The sequence below is a fragment of the Citromicrobium sp. JLT1363 genome (assembly GCF_000186705.1).
In the GTDB taxonomy this organism is placed as follows: domain Bacteria; phylum Pseudomonadota; class Alphaproteobacteria; order Sphingomonadales; family Sphingomonadaceae; genus Alteriqipengyuania.
On the sequence record NZ_AEUE01000002.1, the window covers coordinates 1 to 14,300 of the forward strand.

The 14,300-nt window shown below is 63.7% G+C and carries 15 protein-coding genes; 14 read left to right on the forward strand and 1 reads right to left on the reverse strand.

The window, feature by feature from the left end:
* On the reverse strand, positions 1 to 1,147 hold a 1,147-nt coding region (locus tag ADAD_RS15415; protein WP_158005183.1), incomplete at its 3' end, for a sugar transferase.
* Between the two features lie 219 nt (positions 1,148 to 1,366).
* Between ADAD_RS15415 and pseB the strand changes: the two genes are divergently transcribed.
* The 14 genes from pseB to ADAD_RS0102440 are packed head-to-tail and all read left to right on the forward strand — an operon-like array spanning position 1,367 to position 14,300.
* Positions 1,367 to 2,377 carry a UDP-N-acetylglucosamine 4,6-dehydratase (inverting) gene (gene pseB, locus ADAD_RS0102375; RefSeq protein WP_010408819.1) on the forward strand — a complete coding sequence of 337 codons (1,011 nt, stop codon included), beginning with the start codon at positions 1,367 to 1,369 and terminating at the stop codon, positions 2,375 to 2,377.
* A 14-nt stretch (positions 2,378 to 2,391) separates the two neighbouring features.
* The gene (gene pseC, locus ADAD_RS0102380) at positions 2,392 to 3,549 is read left to right on the forward strand and encodes a UDP-4-amino-4,6-dideoxy-N-acetyl-beta-L-altrosamine transaminase (protein ID WP_010408822.1); all 1,158 of its coding nucleotides are present in this window, start codon (positions 2,392 to 2,394) and stop codon (positions 3,547 to 3,549) included.
* Positions 3,546 to 4,232, forward strand: coding sequence for a pseudaminic acid cytidylyltransferase (gene pseF / locus ADAD_RS0102385; protein WP_010408828.1), 687 nt, complete (start codon positions 3,546 to 3,548; stop codon positions 4,230 to 4,232). Before pseC ends, pseF begins: the two co-directional genes overlap by 4 nt.
* Positions 4,229 to 5,314, forward strand: coding sequence for a UDP-2,4-diacetamido-2,4,6-trideoxy-beta-L-altropyranose hydrolase (gene pseG / locus ADAD_RS0102390; protein WP_010408834.1), 1,086 nt, complete (start codon positions 4,229 to 4,231; stop codon positions 5,312 to 5,314). Before pseF ends, pseG begins: the two co-directional genes overlap by 4 nt.
* An 8-nt stretch (positions 5,315 to 5,322) precedes the next feature.
* A complete protein-coding gene (gene pseH, locus ADAD_RS0102395) occupies positions 5,323 to 5,874 on the forward strand; it encodes a UDP-4-amino-4,6-dideoxy-N-acetyl-beta-L-altrosamine N-acetyltransferase (RefSeq protein ID WP_010408836.1) in 552 nt (183 codons plus the stop codon).
* Positions 5,875 to 5,884: 10 nt separating this feature from the next.
* Positions 5,885 to 6,928, forward strand: coding sequence for a pseudaminic acid synthase (pseI, locus tag ADAD_RS0102400; protein ID WP_010408837.1), 1,044 nt, complete (start codon positions 5,885 to 5,887; stop codon positions 6,926 to 6,928).
* 7 nt (positions 6,929 to 6,935) lie between these two features.
* Positions 6,936 to 7,934 carry a Gfo/Idh/MocA family oxidoreductase gene (locus ADAD_RS15420; RefSeq protein ID WP_010408838.1) on the forward strand — a complete coding sequence of 333 codons (999 nt, stop codon included), beginning with the start codon at positions 6,936 to 6,938 and terminating at the stop codon, positions 7,932 to 7,934.
* Complete coding sequence (locus tag ADAD_RS0102410) at positions 7,931 to 9,208, forward strand: DegT/DnrJ/EryC1/StrS family aminotransferase (RefSeq protein ID WP_010408839.1); 1,278 nt, start codon at positions 7,931 to 7,933, stop codon at positions 9,206 to 9,208. Before ADAD_RS15420 ends, ADAD_RS0102410 begins: the two co-directional genes overlap by 4 nt.
* A gap of 2 nt (positions 9,209 to 9,210) precedes the next feature.
* The gene (locus ADAD_RS0102415; RefSeq protein ID WP_010408840.1) at positions 9,211 to 9,741 is read left to right on the forward strand and encodes a GNAT family N-acetyltransferase; all 531 of its coding nucleotides are present in this window, start codon (positions 9,211 to 9,213) and stop codon (positions 9,739 to 9,741) included.
* Positions 9,738 to 10,592 (forward strand): hypothetical protein, encoded by an 855-nt coding sequence (locus ADAD_RS0102420; protein ID WP_010408843.1) that lies wholly within the window; start codon positions 9,738 to 9,740, stop codon positions 10,590 to 10,592. The genes ADAD_RS0102415 and ADAD_RS0102420 overlap by 4 nt, the downstream gene beginning before the upstream one ends.
* 14 nt (positions 10,593 to 10,606) lie before the next feature.
* Positions 10,607 to 10,774, forward strand: coding sequence for a hypothetical protein (locus ADAD_RS16945; RefSeq protein WP_010408846.1), 168 nt, complete (start codon positions 10,607 to 10,609; stop codon positions 10,772 to 10,774).
* Positions 10,775 to 10,786: 12 nt separating this feature from the next.
* On the forward strand, positions 10,787 to 11,794 hold the full coding sequence (locus tag ADAD_RS16545) for a zinc-dependent alcohol dehydrogenase (RefSeq protein WP_083825545.1): 1,008 nt from the start codon (positions 10,787 to 10,789) through the stop codon (positions 11,792 to 11,794).
* A complete protein-coding gene (locus ADAD_RS0102435; RefSeq protein ID WP_029139848.1) occupies positions 11,791 to 12,912 on the forward strand; it encodes a Gfo/Idh/MocA family protein in 1,122 nt (373 codons plus the stop codon). Before ADAD_RS16545 ends, ADAD_RS0102435 begins: the two co-directional genes overlap by 4 nt.
* Positions 12,909 to 14,300: a capsular polysaccharide export protein, LipB/KpsS family gene (locus ADAD_RS0102440; RefSeq protein WP_010408852.1), complete on the forward strand. Its 1,392-nt coding sequence runs from the start codon at positions 12,909 to 12,911 to the stop codon at positions 14,298 to 14,300. The genes ADAD_RS0102435 and ADAD_RS0102440 overlap by 4 nt, the downstream gene beginning before the upstream one ends.

Here is a 14,300-nt window from a genome sequence, read left to right on the forward strand (position 1 = left end):
CCTGCGCCCACCCGGTGAGCCCCGGCTTCACGATGTTGCGGTACGAATAGAAGGCAAGGTGTTCCTCGTACCACTCGGCCAGCTGGTTGGCCTCGGGGCGTGGGCCTATCAGGCTCATCTCGCCCTTCAGCACGTTGAACAATTGCGGCAGCTCGTCGAGCCGGATCTTGCGGATGACCCGGCCGATGCGGGTAATCCGCTTGTCGTCGTCCTTGGTGATTGCGTCATCGCGCGCCGCATCGCCCCTGGCAGGGGGGCGGCTGGTCATCGATCGGAACTTGTACATGCGGAACGGGCGTCCGCCGTGGCCCGTGCGCGTCTGGACGAAAAACGGCGACTGGCGGTCCTCCAGCCAGATCATCAGCATCAGCGCCAGCATCACGGGCAGGGTCAGGACGATTGCAATGATGCTGCCGACCACGTCGATCAGCCGCTTGATCGGGGTGTAGGACTGGTTGGGGATCAGCGATCCGAAGGAGTTTTCGGAAAGATGTTCGATCTTTACCTGCCCGGTGATCGATTCGAGCAGCTGCTTGTAATGGTAGACCGGCACCCCTGAGAGCGAGGCGTTGGCCAGCAGGCGCTCCCATTCGTCCGACAGGTCGGCGCGGAAATCGGCCACGATGCTGACCCGTGACCCCTCGGGTATCACGGGCGCGGTCATCATCTGCGTGGGGAACTTGGCGACTTCCTGCATCCGGTTCGCTTTGCCGAACGGGACCACATGGAACGTCTGGGCCACCAGATCGCGGTCGATCCAGCGCAACCGCATGGCAAAGAAGGTGCCCGTGATCGTGGAATAGAGCAGGAAAAGGCGGCTGTATTCGATCCTGAAGGCAAACAGGACCAGCGCCGCCAGCCCGAAGGCCAGCAACATGATCGGTACGCCGTGAACCGTGCCCCGCGTGCCCGGCAGGTTGAGCACGCGCCCGACAAGGAACAGGCCCGAAAGCAGCGCGATCGACGCGGCAATCGCCGTCCGTACCATCACTGGATCGGTAAACGCCTCGACCGTTTCGAGCGTGTCGTACGTGACCAGCGGCACGAACACCACCAGCGTCCAGGCAACGCCATAGCGAATAATCGCTCGTATAGGGTTGAACGGGTGGCGCAAGTCCAGCGCCCCCGGCTTCGTATCGAGCAACAAGACGGTTTATCCGGTAAGGGGTGAACCTTCGCTGTTGCCCTTAGACGATTTGCGCATCACCCGGCAATAGGACCGCTCCGGGCGCCCCGCCAAGAACACCGTTGCCTTCGCCGCAAGCACGGTTGTAAGGGGTCGCGGAGTTCTCGGGGGCGGGCTCGGCACGTGTCGGGCCAGGCGCTCTCGTCCATCACAAAGCGACAGGCGAGTTTCCCGACCATCATGCTGAACAACAAATCCGTCCTCGTGACCGGCGGCACCGGGTCGTTCGGCAAGGCCTTCATCCGCACCGTGCTGGATCGCTATCCCGATGTCCGGCGTCTGGTGGTCTATTCGCGCGACGAGCTGAAGCAGTTCGAGATGCAGCAGCTCTTCCCGCAATCGCGATTCCCCGCGCTTCGGTATTTCCTCGGCGATGTGCGCGACGAACAGCGCTTGCGTCGCGCGCTGGAGGGGATCGACATCGTGGTCCACGCCGCCGCGCTCAAGCAGGTGCCGGCCGCCGAATACAACCCGTTCGAATGCATCAAGACCAACGTGCTGGGCGCACAGAACCTGATCGAGGCGTGCCTGGACAACAAGGTGGAGCGCGTCGTCGCCCTCTCGACGGACAAGGCCGCAGCCCCGATCAACCTGTATGGCGCGACCAAGCTGTGCAGCGACAAGCTGTTCGTCGCGGCCAACAACGTCACCGGCAATCGCGACCTGCGCTTCTCCGTTGTGCGTTACGGTAACGTGATGGGCTCGCGCGGCTCGGTCATCCCGTTCTTCATGGCGAAGAAGGACGATGGCGTGCTGCCGATCACCGATCCGCGCATGACCCGCTTCAACATCTCGCTGCAGGAAGGCGTCGAGATGGTCCTGTGGTCGATCGAGAACGCACAGGGCGGCGAAGTTCTGGTGCCCAAGATCCCGTCCTACCGGATCGGCGACGTCGCCACCGCCGTTGCGCCCGAGGCCGAGCAGAAGGTGATCGGCATCCGTCCGGGCGAGAAGATCCACGAGGAAATGATCACCGCCTCGGACAGTTTCAACACGGTCGACATGGGCGATTACTACGCCATCCTGCCGGTCGGCATGCCGCAGACGATCGAGCAATATTGCGAGGCCAACGGCGGGAAGCCGGTGGAACCCGGCTTTGCCTACAACAGCGGCAGCAACCCCGATTTCCTCACCGTGGAAGAGCTGCGCGATCTGATCGACAAGCACGTCATCGGCCAGGCAATCGACTGAGGCGATCTGCGGCGATGGCCTTCATCCCTTACAGCCGCCAGCAGATCGAACAGGCCGATATCGACGCGGTCGTGGATGTCCTGAAGTCGGATTTCCTGACGCAGGGGCCGGCGATCGAGCGGTTCGAGAAAGCCTTCGCCGCGCGCCATCAGGTCGCGCACGCGGTTTCGCTCAGCAATGCAACCGCGGCGCTGCACATTGCCTGCCTTGCCATGGGCGTGGGCCCCGGCAGCCGGGTCTGGACCAGCCCCAACAGCTTCGTCGCCAGCGCCAATTGCGCGCTTTATTGCGGCGCCGAGGTCGATTTCGTCGATATCGATCCGGGCAGCCGCAACATGTCGGTCGAGCGGCTGGCGGAGAAGCTTGAGCAGGCGGAGCAGGGCGGCGCGCTGCCCGACGTCGTGATCCCGGTCGATTTCTCCGGGATGCCGTGCGACCTTGCCGAAATCCGCGCGCTGGCCGATCGCTACGGCTTCAAGATCCTGCAGGACGCCAGCCACGCGACCGGCGCACAGTACCAGGGCAAGCCGGTGGGCGGGCAATATGCCGACGCGACCGTGTTCAGCTTCCACGCGGTGAAGATCGTCACCTCGGCCGAAGGCGGAATGGTCACGACGCAGGACGCGGACCTTGCGAAACGGATCGCCCTGCTGCGCTCTCACGGCGTGACCCGCGATGCCGACCTTCTGGAGCGCGAGCCGGAAGGCGGCTGGTACTACGAGCAGGTCGATCTGGGCTATAATTACCGCATCACCGATATTCAGGCTGCGCTCGGCGCATCGCAGCTCGAACGGATCGACACGATGCAGGCCGAACGCGCCACGCGGGCCGACCGTTACGATCGGATTCTGGCCGATCTCCCGTTGAAACTGCCCAAGCGCTTCGTCGACCGGACCTCGGCCTGGCACCTCTACGTGGTCGAGCTGACAGATGAGGCGAAGTGCGACCGCGCGAGGCTGTTCGCCGCGATGCGCGAGGCGGGGATCGGCGTGAACGTTCACTACATCCCGATCCACACCCAGCCTCATTACGAGCGGCTGGGCTTCAAGCGCGGCGATTTCCCGGCGTCCGAAGCCTATTACGACCGCGCGATCACCATTCCGCTGTTCCCCGCGATGACCGATGAGGAGCAGGACCGCGTGGCGCAGGTCATCCGCGAGCACGTGATATGAAGATCGCGGTGATCCCCGCGCGCGGCGGCAGCAAGCGAATCCCGCGCAAGAATATCAAGCCCTTCGCGGGCAAGCCGATGATCGGTTACGCGATCGAGGCCGCACTGGCGTGCGAGGCGATCGACCGCGTCGTGGTTTCGACCGACGACGAGGAAATCTCCGCCATCGCGCGCGAATTCGGTGCCGAACTCCCCTTCCGCCGTCCTGCCGAACTGGCCGACGACATCACCCCGACCGTGCCTGTGATCGCGCATGCCATCGAGACCTGCCGCGGGCTCGGCTGGGACGTGACGCATTGCTGCTGCATCTATCCCGGCGTGCCCTTCATCCGCACGGCAGACCTCGACGAGGCGCTGGCGCTGCTCGAAGAGCATGGGGGCGAAGGTTACACTTTCCCCGTCACCGGCTTCCCCTCCCCGATCCAACGTGCGCTGAAGTGCGACAAAGATGGCAAGGTCGCGCCGTTCAATCCCGAGCATGTCGGCACCCGCACGCAGGATCTCGAGCCGGGCTATTTCGACGCGGGCCAGTTCTACTGGGCCAAGGCGGATACCTGGCTCGAAGGTGGCTCCGCCCATGCCAATGGGCGCGCCATCGTGCTGCCCGAATGGCGCGTCGTCGATATTGATACTCCGGAAGACTGGAAGCGCGCGGAAATCTTGTACAAATCGCTCGCGCAATGAAGGTCGCGATCCGGCTGGACGTTTCGACCGAGATCGGCACCGGCCATGCCAAGCGGATGTCGGCGGTCGCGCATGCGCTGCGCGAGAATGGCGCTGAGATCTGGTTCATCCATCGCCAGCTGGATCTCGACGCCGGGTCTTTTCTCGACCTTGACGATGCCGCCATTCTGTCGCTCGCCCCCCCGGAAGCAGCGTTCACGCCCGATCCGCTGGTGCCACATTCGCACTGGGCCCGCGTCCCGCAGGAACGCGACGCCGAAGAGACCTGCGCCGCCCTGCGAGGCCAGGACTTCGACGCCGTCATCGTCGATCATTACGCGTTTGACGCGCGCTGGCACGATGCGGTCCGCGATCGGCTGGGCGTGCCGCTGATGGTGATCGACGACCTGGCCGACCGGCGCCTGTCGGGCGAGTGGCTGGTCGATCACAATTTCCACCCCGATCATGGCGCGAAATACGCTGGCCTGACTCCCGCGTCCATGCACATGCTCGCCGGTCCCGCCTTTGCTATGCTGGGCCCCATCTATGCCGGTGCGCCGCGTTATGAGATGCATGACCAGGTCGGCAGCATCGGCGTGTTCATGGGCGGCGTCGATGCGTGCGGGGCCAATTTCACGGTGCTGGACGCGTTCGATAGTATCGGTTGGGAAGGCCCGGTAGAAATCGTATCGACCTCGGCCAATCCGGCACTCGATCGCTTGCGTGCCCGGATCGCGAATCGCGCCGGTACCAGCCTTGCGCTGGACTTGCCGAACCTCGCCGAGTTCTTTGCCCGCCACGACCTCCAGATCGGGGCGGGCGGCGGCGCCATTTGGGAGCGGTGCTGCATCGGCCCGCCCACGGTCTGCATGGTCTGCGCCGACAACCAGCGGTTGAGCGTCCCGTTTCTCGACGCGGCGGGAGTGGTCCTCGGCTATGATCCGGGTGACGGTGCCACGCCGCCGCAAGTCTCCTTGGCTCAAACGATCGAGTGCGCCATAGGAGACGCGTCAAAGCGTCGCGCCATGAACCGCGCGGCAACCGCCTTGGTAGATGGCAAGGGGGCCATGCGCATCGCGCAAGCCCTCTTCGGGAGCGCATAGGAGAGCATATGGCCTGCAGATTGCGCCGTATCCGCGAAGAAGATCTCGACCGCGTGCGCGAATGGCGCATGCTGCCGGAGATCACCCGCTACATGTATACTGATCCGGACATATCACCTGCCGATCAGCGGGCGTGGTTCGAACGGATTCAGGCCTCGCTCCGCGATATCGTATGGATCATCGAATTGACCGATGGCGATGTCCCGGTCGGGGTGCTGAGCCTGAGCGACATAGACCAGGTCAACCGCCGGGCCTGCTGGGCCTATTACATCGCCAGCCCCGAAGCGCGCGGCAAAGGGCTGGCCAAGTCCCTCGAGCTCAATGTCTATCGCTACGTCTTCGAGACGATGGGCCTCAACCGCCTGTGGTGCGAGGTCTTCTCTTCCAACGATCGCGTGGTTTCGCTGCATGAACGCTTCGGCAGCAAGGTCGAGGGCGTCTTGCGGCAGCATATCTGGAAGGATGGGGAGAGCTACGACGTCGTCCGGATGGCGGTGCTGGCGGACGATTGGCCGGCGATCCGCGAGGCGCACACCTACACCCAAATAGAAGTCGAATAGGAACCGAACCATGCAGATCAATGGCCGCACCATTGGCCTGTCCGAGCGCCCCTACTTGATCGCGGAGATGAGCGGGAACCACAACCACTCGCTCGACCGTGCGCTGGAGATCGTCACCTCGGCTGCCGAACACGGTGCCGATGCGATCAAGCTGCAAACCTACACGGCCGACACGATCACGCTCGACGTGGATGGACCGGGCTTCACGATTGAGGACGAAAATTCGCTCTGGAATGGGCGACGGCTGCACGAACTTTATGAAGAGGCGCATACCCCGTGGGATTGGCACGCGCCGATCATGGAACACGCGAAGAGCCTGGGCATAGACTGCTTCTCCTCGCCCTTTGACGCTACGGCAGTCGACTTCCTCGAAGGGCTGGATGTTCCGGCCTACAAAATCGCCAGTTTCGAATCGATCGATCTTCCGCTGATCCGCAAGGTGGCGAAAACCGGCAAGCCGATGATCATCTCGACCGGCATGGCCAGCGTGGTCGAAATCGGCGAGGCTCTGCGCACTTGCCGCGAGGCGGGGAACGAGCAGGTCTGCATCCTCAAATGCACCAGCACCTATCCGGCGACCCCGGAGAACACGAATATCCGCACGATTCCCAACATGCGCGACACCTTCGGCTGCGAGGTCGGCCTGTCCGATCACACGATGGGCACCGGCGTATCGGTCGCGGCGACGGCGCTGGGCGCGGTGCTGATAGAGAAGCATTTCACGCTGGCGCGCGCCGATGGCGGCGTGGACAGCGCCTTCAGCCTGGAGCCGCATGAATTGCAGCAGCTGCGCGACGAGACCGAGCGCGCATGGCAATCGCTGGGGCAGGTTACTTACGGGGGCACCAAAGCCGAAGGCGGATCGCGCCAGTTCCGCCGCTCTCTCTACGTCGCCGAGGACATGGCGGAGGGCGAGGCATTTACCGAGAAGAACCTGCGATCGGTTCGCCCCGGCTTCGGCCTCGCCCCCAAGCACTACGACGTACTGCTGGGCAAGCGCGTGAACCGCGCGCTGACCAAAGGCACCCCCACAAGCTGGGATCTGATCGCCTGACCTCGCCATGGCGTACCGCGTCCTCATCATCGGCTGCGGGGCCATTGCGGGCGGATACGACGCACAGCGTTCGCCCGACGAGTGGCCGCTGAGCCATGCCGGCGCCATTGCAAGGGACGACAGTTTTGAACTCGTCGCCTGCGTCGATCCGGACGATGCGACGCGCGATGCCTTCGCCAGGCGCTGGGATGTACCGCAGGCCGCCGCATCGCTGGATGCCTTGGGCGCGAAGCCGGGCGAATTCGACCTGATCGTCATCGCTTCGCCCACCGGCCATCACGCCGCGCATCTGGATTGGGCGGCGACGATGAAACCCCGCGCCGTCTTCTGCGAAAAACCGCTGGGGTCCAACCTTGCGCAGGCCGAGAAGCTGGCAGGGCAGTACGAAGCCGCGGGCGTCCCTCTCGCCGTGAACCACCTGCGTCGCTGGGCGCCGGAGATCGTGACAGAGGCGTCTCGGATCGCCGCCGGCAGGTATGGCGCGCTGATCGCGGCCTCGGCGATCTATACCAAGGGGATCGTCCATAATGGCGGGCACATGGTCGACCTGCTGCGATTCCTCGTCGGCGAGGTGGGGCTTCATTCGGTCGGGCCCGCGCGGTCCGACCACTGGGATGACGACCCCACCGTCAGCGCGATCCTGACCGCGCAGAACGGCGCGCCCGTCCACCTCATTGCGGGCGATGCGCGGTACGTCACACAGTTCGAACTCGTGCTCAGCTTCCAGAAGGAACAGATCGCCTTTCGCGACGGCGGGCGGCGGATCGAGCGCAGGCTCGTGGAAGACAGCAGTGTTTTCGCGGGCTATCGCGAACTGGGGCTGGCGACATCGTCGGCTCATGGCCTGGATGCCGCGATGACGAGCGCCTACGACAATATCCGCAAAACGCTCGACCAGAATGCGCCGCTCGCTAGCACTGCCAAGACAGCGCTAGCCGCCCAGCGGCTGTGCGAAGCAATCCGCCGCAAGGCACTCGATACAGCAAACGAAGGCACTCCGACATGACCGACACCCTGGCGCTTCACGGTGGAACTCCCGTCATCTCCCGCGAGCTTGCACCCTTCCAGTCGATGGGTCGGGAAGAGGAGGAAGCGGCGGCGCGCGTCGTGCGATCGGGCGTCCTGTCCGCCTATATCGGCGCGCCGGGCGAGATGTTCATGGGCGGCACCGAAGTGCGCGCGTTCGAGAAGAAGGCGGCGGAGTATTTCGGGGTCAAGCACGCGCTCGGGGTGAACAGCTGGACCAGCGGGCTCATCGCGGAAGTCGGCGCGATCGGCGTCGAGCCGGGGGACGAGATCATCACCACGCCCTGGACGATGTCGGCCACCGCAATGGCGATCCTCCACTGGAATGCGATCCCCGTTTTCGCCGATATCGACCGCGAAACCTTCAACATCGATCCCGAAAGCGTCCGGTCGCTGATCACACCCCGGACAAAGGCCATCATGGCGGTCGACATCTTCGGCATGACCGCCGATGTCGCCGCACTTCGCGCGATTGCCGACGAGCACGGGTTGAAGCTGCTCGGCGATACTGCCCAGGCCCCTGGCGCGCTGCGCGAAGGCGATTTCACCGGCACCGGATACGATATCGGCGGCTTCAGCCTCAATTATCACAAGCATATCCATTGCGGCGAAGGTGGCATCCTCGTCACCAATGACGATGCTCTGGCAGAGCGGCTCGCGCTGATCCGCAACCACGCCGAAAGCGTCATCAAGCCGAAGAGCCGCGAAGATCTCGCCAACATGATCGGCTACAATTTCCGCATGGGCGAGATCGAGGCAGCGATCGCTTCGGTCCAGCTCGACAAACTGGAAGAACGCGTCGCCGACCGGCAGCGCGTCGCCGACGAGCTGAACGCGGGGCTGGGCGGCCTCAAGGGACTGACCACGCCCAAGGTCAAGGACGGCGCCACGCATGTCTACTACGTCTACGGCATGGTGCTGGATACCCAGGCGCTTGGCATATCGCGCGCGAAGATCGCGGATGCCCTGCGTGCGGAAGGGGTGCCAGGCTTGGCCGCCGCATATCAGAATATCCACCGCCTGCCGCTCTTCACCGAGCAGGTCGCCTATGGGACCGGCAACTTCCCTTGGAGCCTACGCAAGGATCGCAATTTCGCCTATGGCATCGGCACATGTCCGGTGGCGGAAGAGCTTCAGGATACGAGCTTCCTGGGCTTGTCGATCTGCCTCAATCAACTGCCTCGCAAGGATGTGGCGGATATTGTCGCCGCGTTCCACAAGGTATGGGACAATCTCGATCAGCTGAAGGATTAGGCGTGGCGCCCCTCCCGGAGATTGCAGGCACGAAGGTCGTGCTTCGGCCGTTCGAGGCGAAGGACATAACCGAGACTTATCTCGGCTGGCTGCGCGATCCGGAGGTGACGCGCTTTTCCAACCAGCGCTTTCGCGAGCATACCCTCCAGACCTGCCGCGATTACTTCGCCAGCTTTGCAGACAGCCCCAACCGTTTCGTTTCGATCCGCGACAAGGCGACTGGAGACGCCATCGGCACGATGACAGCCTATGCCAATCCGCACCACAACACCTGCGATGTGGGCATCATGATCGGCAACCGCGATTATTGGTCCGGCGGCTACGGACAGGAGGCGTGGAACCTGCTGCTCGACTGGCTTCTCGCCCCGACGGGGGGCGGCATCCGCAAGGTCACGGCCGGAACGCTCGCCTGCAATCGTGGCATGGTGAAGCTGATGGAACGATCGGGCATGACCCGCGAAGGCGTGCGCGTGGCGCAGGAAATCGTCGAGGGCGAGCCGCAGGACATCGTGCTTTACGGGCGCTTCGCATGATCGACGATCTGCCCGGTCCGGTCGCGGTCGTCGCGCATGATGCGGGGGCGGCGAACATGATGTTCGCGTGGATCGCCGCAAGCGCGCGCAACGACCTGCAGGTAGCAGTGGCAGGCCCGGCGGAGAGCCTGTGGCGGGCACAATTCCCGGGCTGCTCGCCAGTACCTTCGATTGCAGCCGCACTCGAAGGGGCCGCCACTCTGCTGAGCGGAACCGGTTGGGCGAGCGACATGGAGCACGACGCGCGCGTCATCGCAGCCCGCCGTGGTATTCATTCCATCGCGGTACTGGACCATTGGGTGAACTACGCACCCCGCTTCGAGCGGAACGGCGAGCGGCAGCTGCCCGACGCGCTCTGGGTCGGTGACGAATATGCTGCGGCCATCGCACGCCGAGAATTCGGCGGCATGACGATTTCGCAGCAGCCCAACTCCTATCTCGAAAATCAGGCCCGGGAAGCCGGGCCAGTGCCGCGAGAAGGGGACGTACTGTTCGTGGCGGAGCCTGCGCGCAGCAGCTGGGGGTATGATACGCCCGGCGAATTTCAGGCGCTCGACCATTTCATGGCCAACCGGACTTCGCTGGGAATTGGGCAGAACGTTGGAGTCCGCCTTCGTCCGCATCCTTCGGACGAACCGGACAAGTATGACGGATGGATCGCAGCACATCCGGGCGTCACGCTCGACAGGGCGGCGAGCATGGGCGAAGCGCTTGGTAAGGCTCGCTGGGTGGTCGGCCTCAATTCCTTTGCTCTCGTCATAGCACTCAAGGCGGGACGTACCGCTATCTCCTGCCTCCCGCCGTGGGCCCCGGATTGCGTCCTGCCCCATGACGACATCCGGCGCCTCTAGCCTGACGCGATGCAATGGCCCTTTATGTCATCACCGATTTCCTCCGGGCCCACGATTGCCGGGTGAACGAATTCCGCGGCGTGCGCGAGAAGCGCTTGCGGTTTCGCTTCCGCGGTGAGAAGGCGCAGCGTCATGCGCGCGCGTTTTCCGAAAACCACCGCTTCGTGGCCCCGCTTGCGTGAGAGGCGATCGGTATGAGTGTGCGTTCGGCACGGACCGTCTGGCTGGAAGGGCCGGGTAAGCTGGTATTGCGGGAGGAGCGTCTTGACGCCCCCCGCAAGGGCGAGATTTTATGCGAGACGATCGTCTCTGCCATTTCGCCCGGCACGGAACTGGCCGCTTGGCGCGGGCTGCCTCCTCTCCGCCCGGGCGTCGTCTTTCCGCGCTTGCAAGGCTACTGCAATGTGGCGCGGGTCCTTGAGTGCGGGCCGGACGTGACCGGTTTCGCCCCGGGTGACCGGGTGTTGAGCCTGCAATCGCACCGCAGCCATTTCGTAATGCCGGCCGCCGGGGCGTTGTACACTTTGCCCGCGCAAGCACAGGCCCGGCATATCGTGGCGGCGTATCTGTTCCACCTCGGTTACAATGCGGTGCTACGTAGCGACGTGCGGGTCGGTCACAGGGTCCTCGTTATCGGTCTCGGCGCTCTGGGGCTAACCACGGTGGCGATGGCCGCCCTTGCCGGAGCACGGGTCTATGCACTTTCCGGCCACCAGAAGCCGGCTGACATCGCGAAGCAGTACGGCGCAAGCGGGGTGTTTTCGCGAGACCGGGAAGATGCTTTGGCCGACGCGCTCGGCGAAGGAGCCGATATCGTCGTTGCGACCACCAACGGGTGGGACGATTTCGCTCTCGCTCTGCGGCTCACCGCAAAAAACGGTATGATCGCCTGCCTCGGCTTTCCCGGGCGCAACGAACAGCCGGGGGAGTTTAACCCGCTGGCCAGCGAGTACTTCTACACGAAGCAATTGAGGATCGAGGCGGTAGGCGCGTCGCCCCTGGAGAACGACGCACGCGGCTTCATCCGCTTCAACCAGCGCGACAATATCGCCTTTTTGGCCAGTGCAATCGAAGATGGCCGCCTCGATCCGCAACCGATCCTTTCCGGCACCTACCGGGGCGAAGACATTGCGCAGGCCTATGCCGATCTCGACCAGCGCAAGGACGATGCGATTACCTATCTGCTGGAATGGAACCCATGAGCGGCACATCCAATCTGACCGCCGGTGTCGTCGGATGCGGACGCATGGGCGCTTTTAGCAGCGAGAGCATGCGGGTTCATGGCCCGGATTCCTACTTCCCGCTCGCTCACGCCGAAGCGATAGAGGCGGCCGAGGGGCTGGACCTCGTGGCGCTTTGCGATTCCAACGAGGACAGCCTTGCTCGCGCCGGCGAGCGTTATGGCGTCGAACGCAGATACGCCGATTACCGCAGGATGCTCGCCGCCGGTGCTCCCGATCTGCTCGGGATCGCCACCCGCACGATCGGCAGGGCTGATATCATGATCGATGCGATCGAGGCGGGGACGCGCGCGCTGCACGTCGAAAAGCCGATGTGCAGTTCGATGGGGGAGTTGTCCCGCCTCGAAGCTCTGCTCGATCGGGCTGACGTGTTCGTCACGCTCGGGGCGCTTAGGCGGCACCTTGCCATATATCGCGAGGCGCTCGCGATGGCGAAATCGGGTCGCTTCGGAGAGTTGAAGGAAGCTTTCGGCGAATTCGGCGAGCGCACCTTGTATTGGTCCCATCCCCACACGGTGGACCTCATTCTCATGGCGGCTTCGGGCGCGCCCGTGGAGGCGGTGGAGGCACGGCTGGGCCCCGTCGAGCGCACGGGTATGAGAATTCTCAACGATCCGGTCGTGAAACACGCGACGATTCACTTCCAGGGCGGCTTCATGGGGCATGTGACCCAGCTTCCCGGGACGGATTTCCGGATGGCGACGGAGACCGCGCAGATTGCGGTGGTGGCGAACGGGCATAGCCTGTGGCGGTCGGGCCGGGAAAAGCCTGCACCCGGAGCAGCGCGATCGGCCGATCCGGCAGGAGACAATCCCTACCACGAACCCGAACGTCTCGATTACCAGCCACCCGAGGTGCCGCAAGGCGCGCTGGCGCCGATCATGCAACTCATGGCGGCACTGCACGGACAGATAGCAGCGCAGCAGGCCAGTCAGGCTCTCAAGCGCGATATCCTGACCGGTCAGAAGATTCTCTTTGCCATCGTGCAATCCCATCTCGAGGGCGGGCGTCCCGTCGGTCTGGACGAGATAGATCCTGCGATGTTCATCGAGGCTAGGAGCGGGGATTTCTACGCATGAATCAGGCACCTGATCGGAAGCCGAACGTCGTTTTCTTCGCACGCGGATACCAGGCCGGTTTCTATCCGGAACTGCGAGACGATCGCTACGAAGCGATTTTCGCGACCCTGACACGCGAGGAAGCGGCGCGGGTACGGGCCAAGGGATGCACGGTATCGGCCTGTTTCGAAGAGGATTTCGACACGATCGAGCCTGCGCAAGTTCCGCCGCACTACCTCCTGACATCATTTATGTCCGAGCGCTTCCTGGGTCGATACTCCCAGGCGGAACGGCTCGAAATCCTCGGCAAGGAGATTGCCTGGTGGCGAGGTCTTCTGGACCGGTGGAGCCCGGTGGCGGTGGTGAACGAACTGATCGCGATCGAGATATCGGAAGTCCTGCTGATCGAAGCCCGCGATCGCGGGATCGTCTATCTGGCACCGATGTACTGCCCCATCGAAGGCATGTTCTACTGGCTGCCGGATCCACTGACGCTGTCGGGTCAGGCGCTTGACCTGCCCGAACCCTCCGCGCGCGCTCTCGAGCTCGCCGATACGTATCTCGGCCAGGTCCGGCAGAGCGATTACAAGCCCTACTATGTCCGCAACCTGGCAGGTCGACGCAGTCTGCGACCGCTGACGGTCGGTCTGGCCAAGTCGGTTCTGTGGCGCTGGCGCGACCGGCGATCGAGTAATCTGAGCAAGCCGCACGCCTTCCGCTACGAGACGTATAGTGAGGAGTATTCCAAGCGGTTACAGGGGTTTCTGGCCAGCTTTTCCGAGGGATACGACCGGCTGGAGCAGATCCCCGAGGCGTCGGAGGTCGTCCTTTTGCCGCTCCATCAGGAGCCGGAGGCCACGCTCAATTACATGAGCGAATTCATGTCCAATCAGGTGGCGACGATCGAGAACATCCTCAAATGTCTCGGCCCTCATCAGATCCTCGTCGTCAAAGAGCACCCCGTGGACAAGGGCGCACTATTGCGCCCCAAGTTCCGCGAACTACGCGAGCGCTGTTCCAATCTGGCCTTTCTCCCAGCCGAAGTTCATGCGCGCGAGGTACTGGCACGGTGCGAACGAGTAGTGACGCTGACAAGCAGCGTAGGCTGGGAAGCGGCGTGTCTCGGCAAAAGCGTCTGCGTGATGGGAGAGATTTTCTGGGACAGCGTGCCCGGCATTACGCGAATCGCGTCCTGGCACGATTTGCGCCGGGCCATGCGCACCCCCGTAGAGCAGATGGAACGAGTTTCGCCCCAGGCGGCCCGACAATTCGTGGCCGGACTGGTGGAGTTCAGCCACGAAGGCCGCCCGCTTCCCAACCCGCAGCTCTATTCGCCCGAAAACATCGCGCAGGTCGCGGATGCCGTGGCCATCGGTGCGGGAATTGCACCGGCGAAAGCCAGCGCCTAG

Coding starts and splice junctions, on each gene's coding strand:
- pseB (WP_010408819.1), top strand. CDS start 1,367: ATGCTGAACAACAAATCCGTCCTCGTGACCGGCGGCACCGGGTCGTTC.
- pseC (WP_010408822.1), top strand. CDS start 2,392: ATGGCCTTCATCCCTTACAGCCGCCAGCAGATCGAACAGGCCGATATC.
- pseF (WP_010408828.1), top strand. CDS start 3,546: ATGAAGATCGCGGTGATCCCCGCGCGCGGCGGCAGCAAGCGAATCCCG.
- pseG (WP_010408834.1), top strand. CDS start 4,229: ATGAAGGTCGCGATCCGGCTGGACGTTTCGACCGAGATCGGCACCGGC.
- pseH (WP_010408836.1), top strand. CDS start 5,323: ATGGCCTGCAGATTGCGCCGTATCCGCGAAGAAGATCTCGACCGCGTG.
- pseI (WP_010408837.1), top strand. CDS start 5,885: ATGCAGATCAATGGCCGCACCATTGGCCTGTCCGAGCGCCCCTACTTG.
- ADAD_RS15420 (WP_010408838.1), top strand. CDS start 6,936: ATGGCGTACCGCGTCCTCATCATCGGCTGCGGGGCCATTGCGGGCGGA.
- ADAD_RS0102410 (WP_010408839.1), top strand. CDS start 7,931: ATGACCGACACCCTGGCGCTTCACGGTGGAACTCCCGTCATCTCCCGC.
- ADAD_RS0102420 (WP_010408843.1), top strand. CDS start 9,738: ATGATCGACGATCTGCCCGGTCCGGTCGCGGTCGTCGCGCATGATGCG.
- ADAD_RS16945 (WP_010408846.1), top strand. CDS start 10,607: ATGGCCCTTTATGTCATCACCGATTTCCTCCGGGCCCACGATTGCCGG.
- ADAD_RS16545 (WP_083825545.1), top strand. CDS start 10,787: ATGAGTGTGCGTTCGGCACGGACCGTCTGGCTGGAAGGGCCGGGTAAG.
- ADAD_RS0102435 (WP_029139848.1), top strand. CDS start 11,791: ATGAGCGGCACATCCAATCTGACCGCCGGTGTCGTCGGATGCGGACGC.
- ADAD_RS0102440 (WP_010408852.1), top strand. CDS start 12,909: ATGAATCAGGCACCTGATCGGAAGCCGAACGTCGTTTTCTTCGCACGC.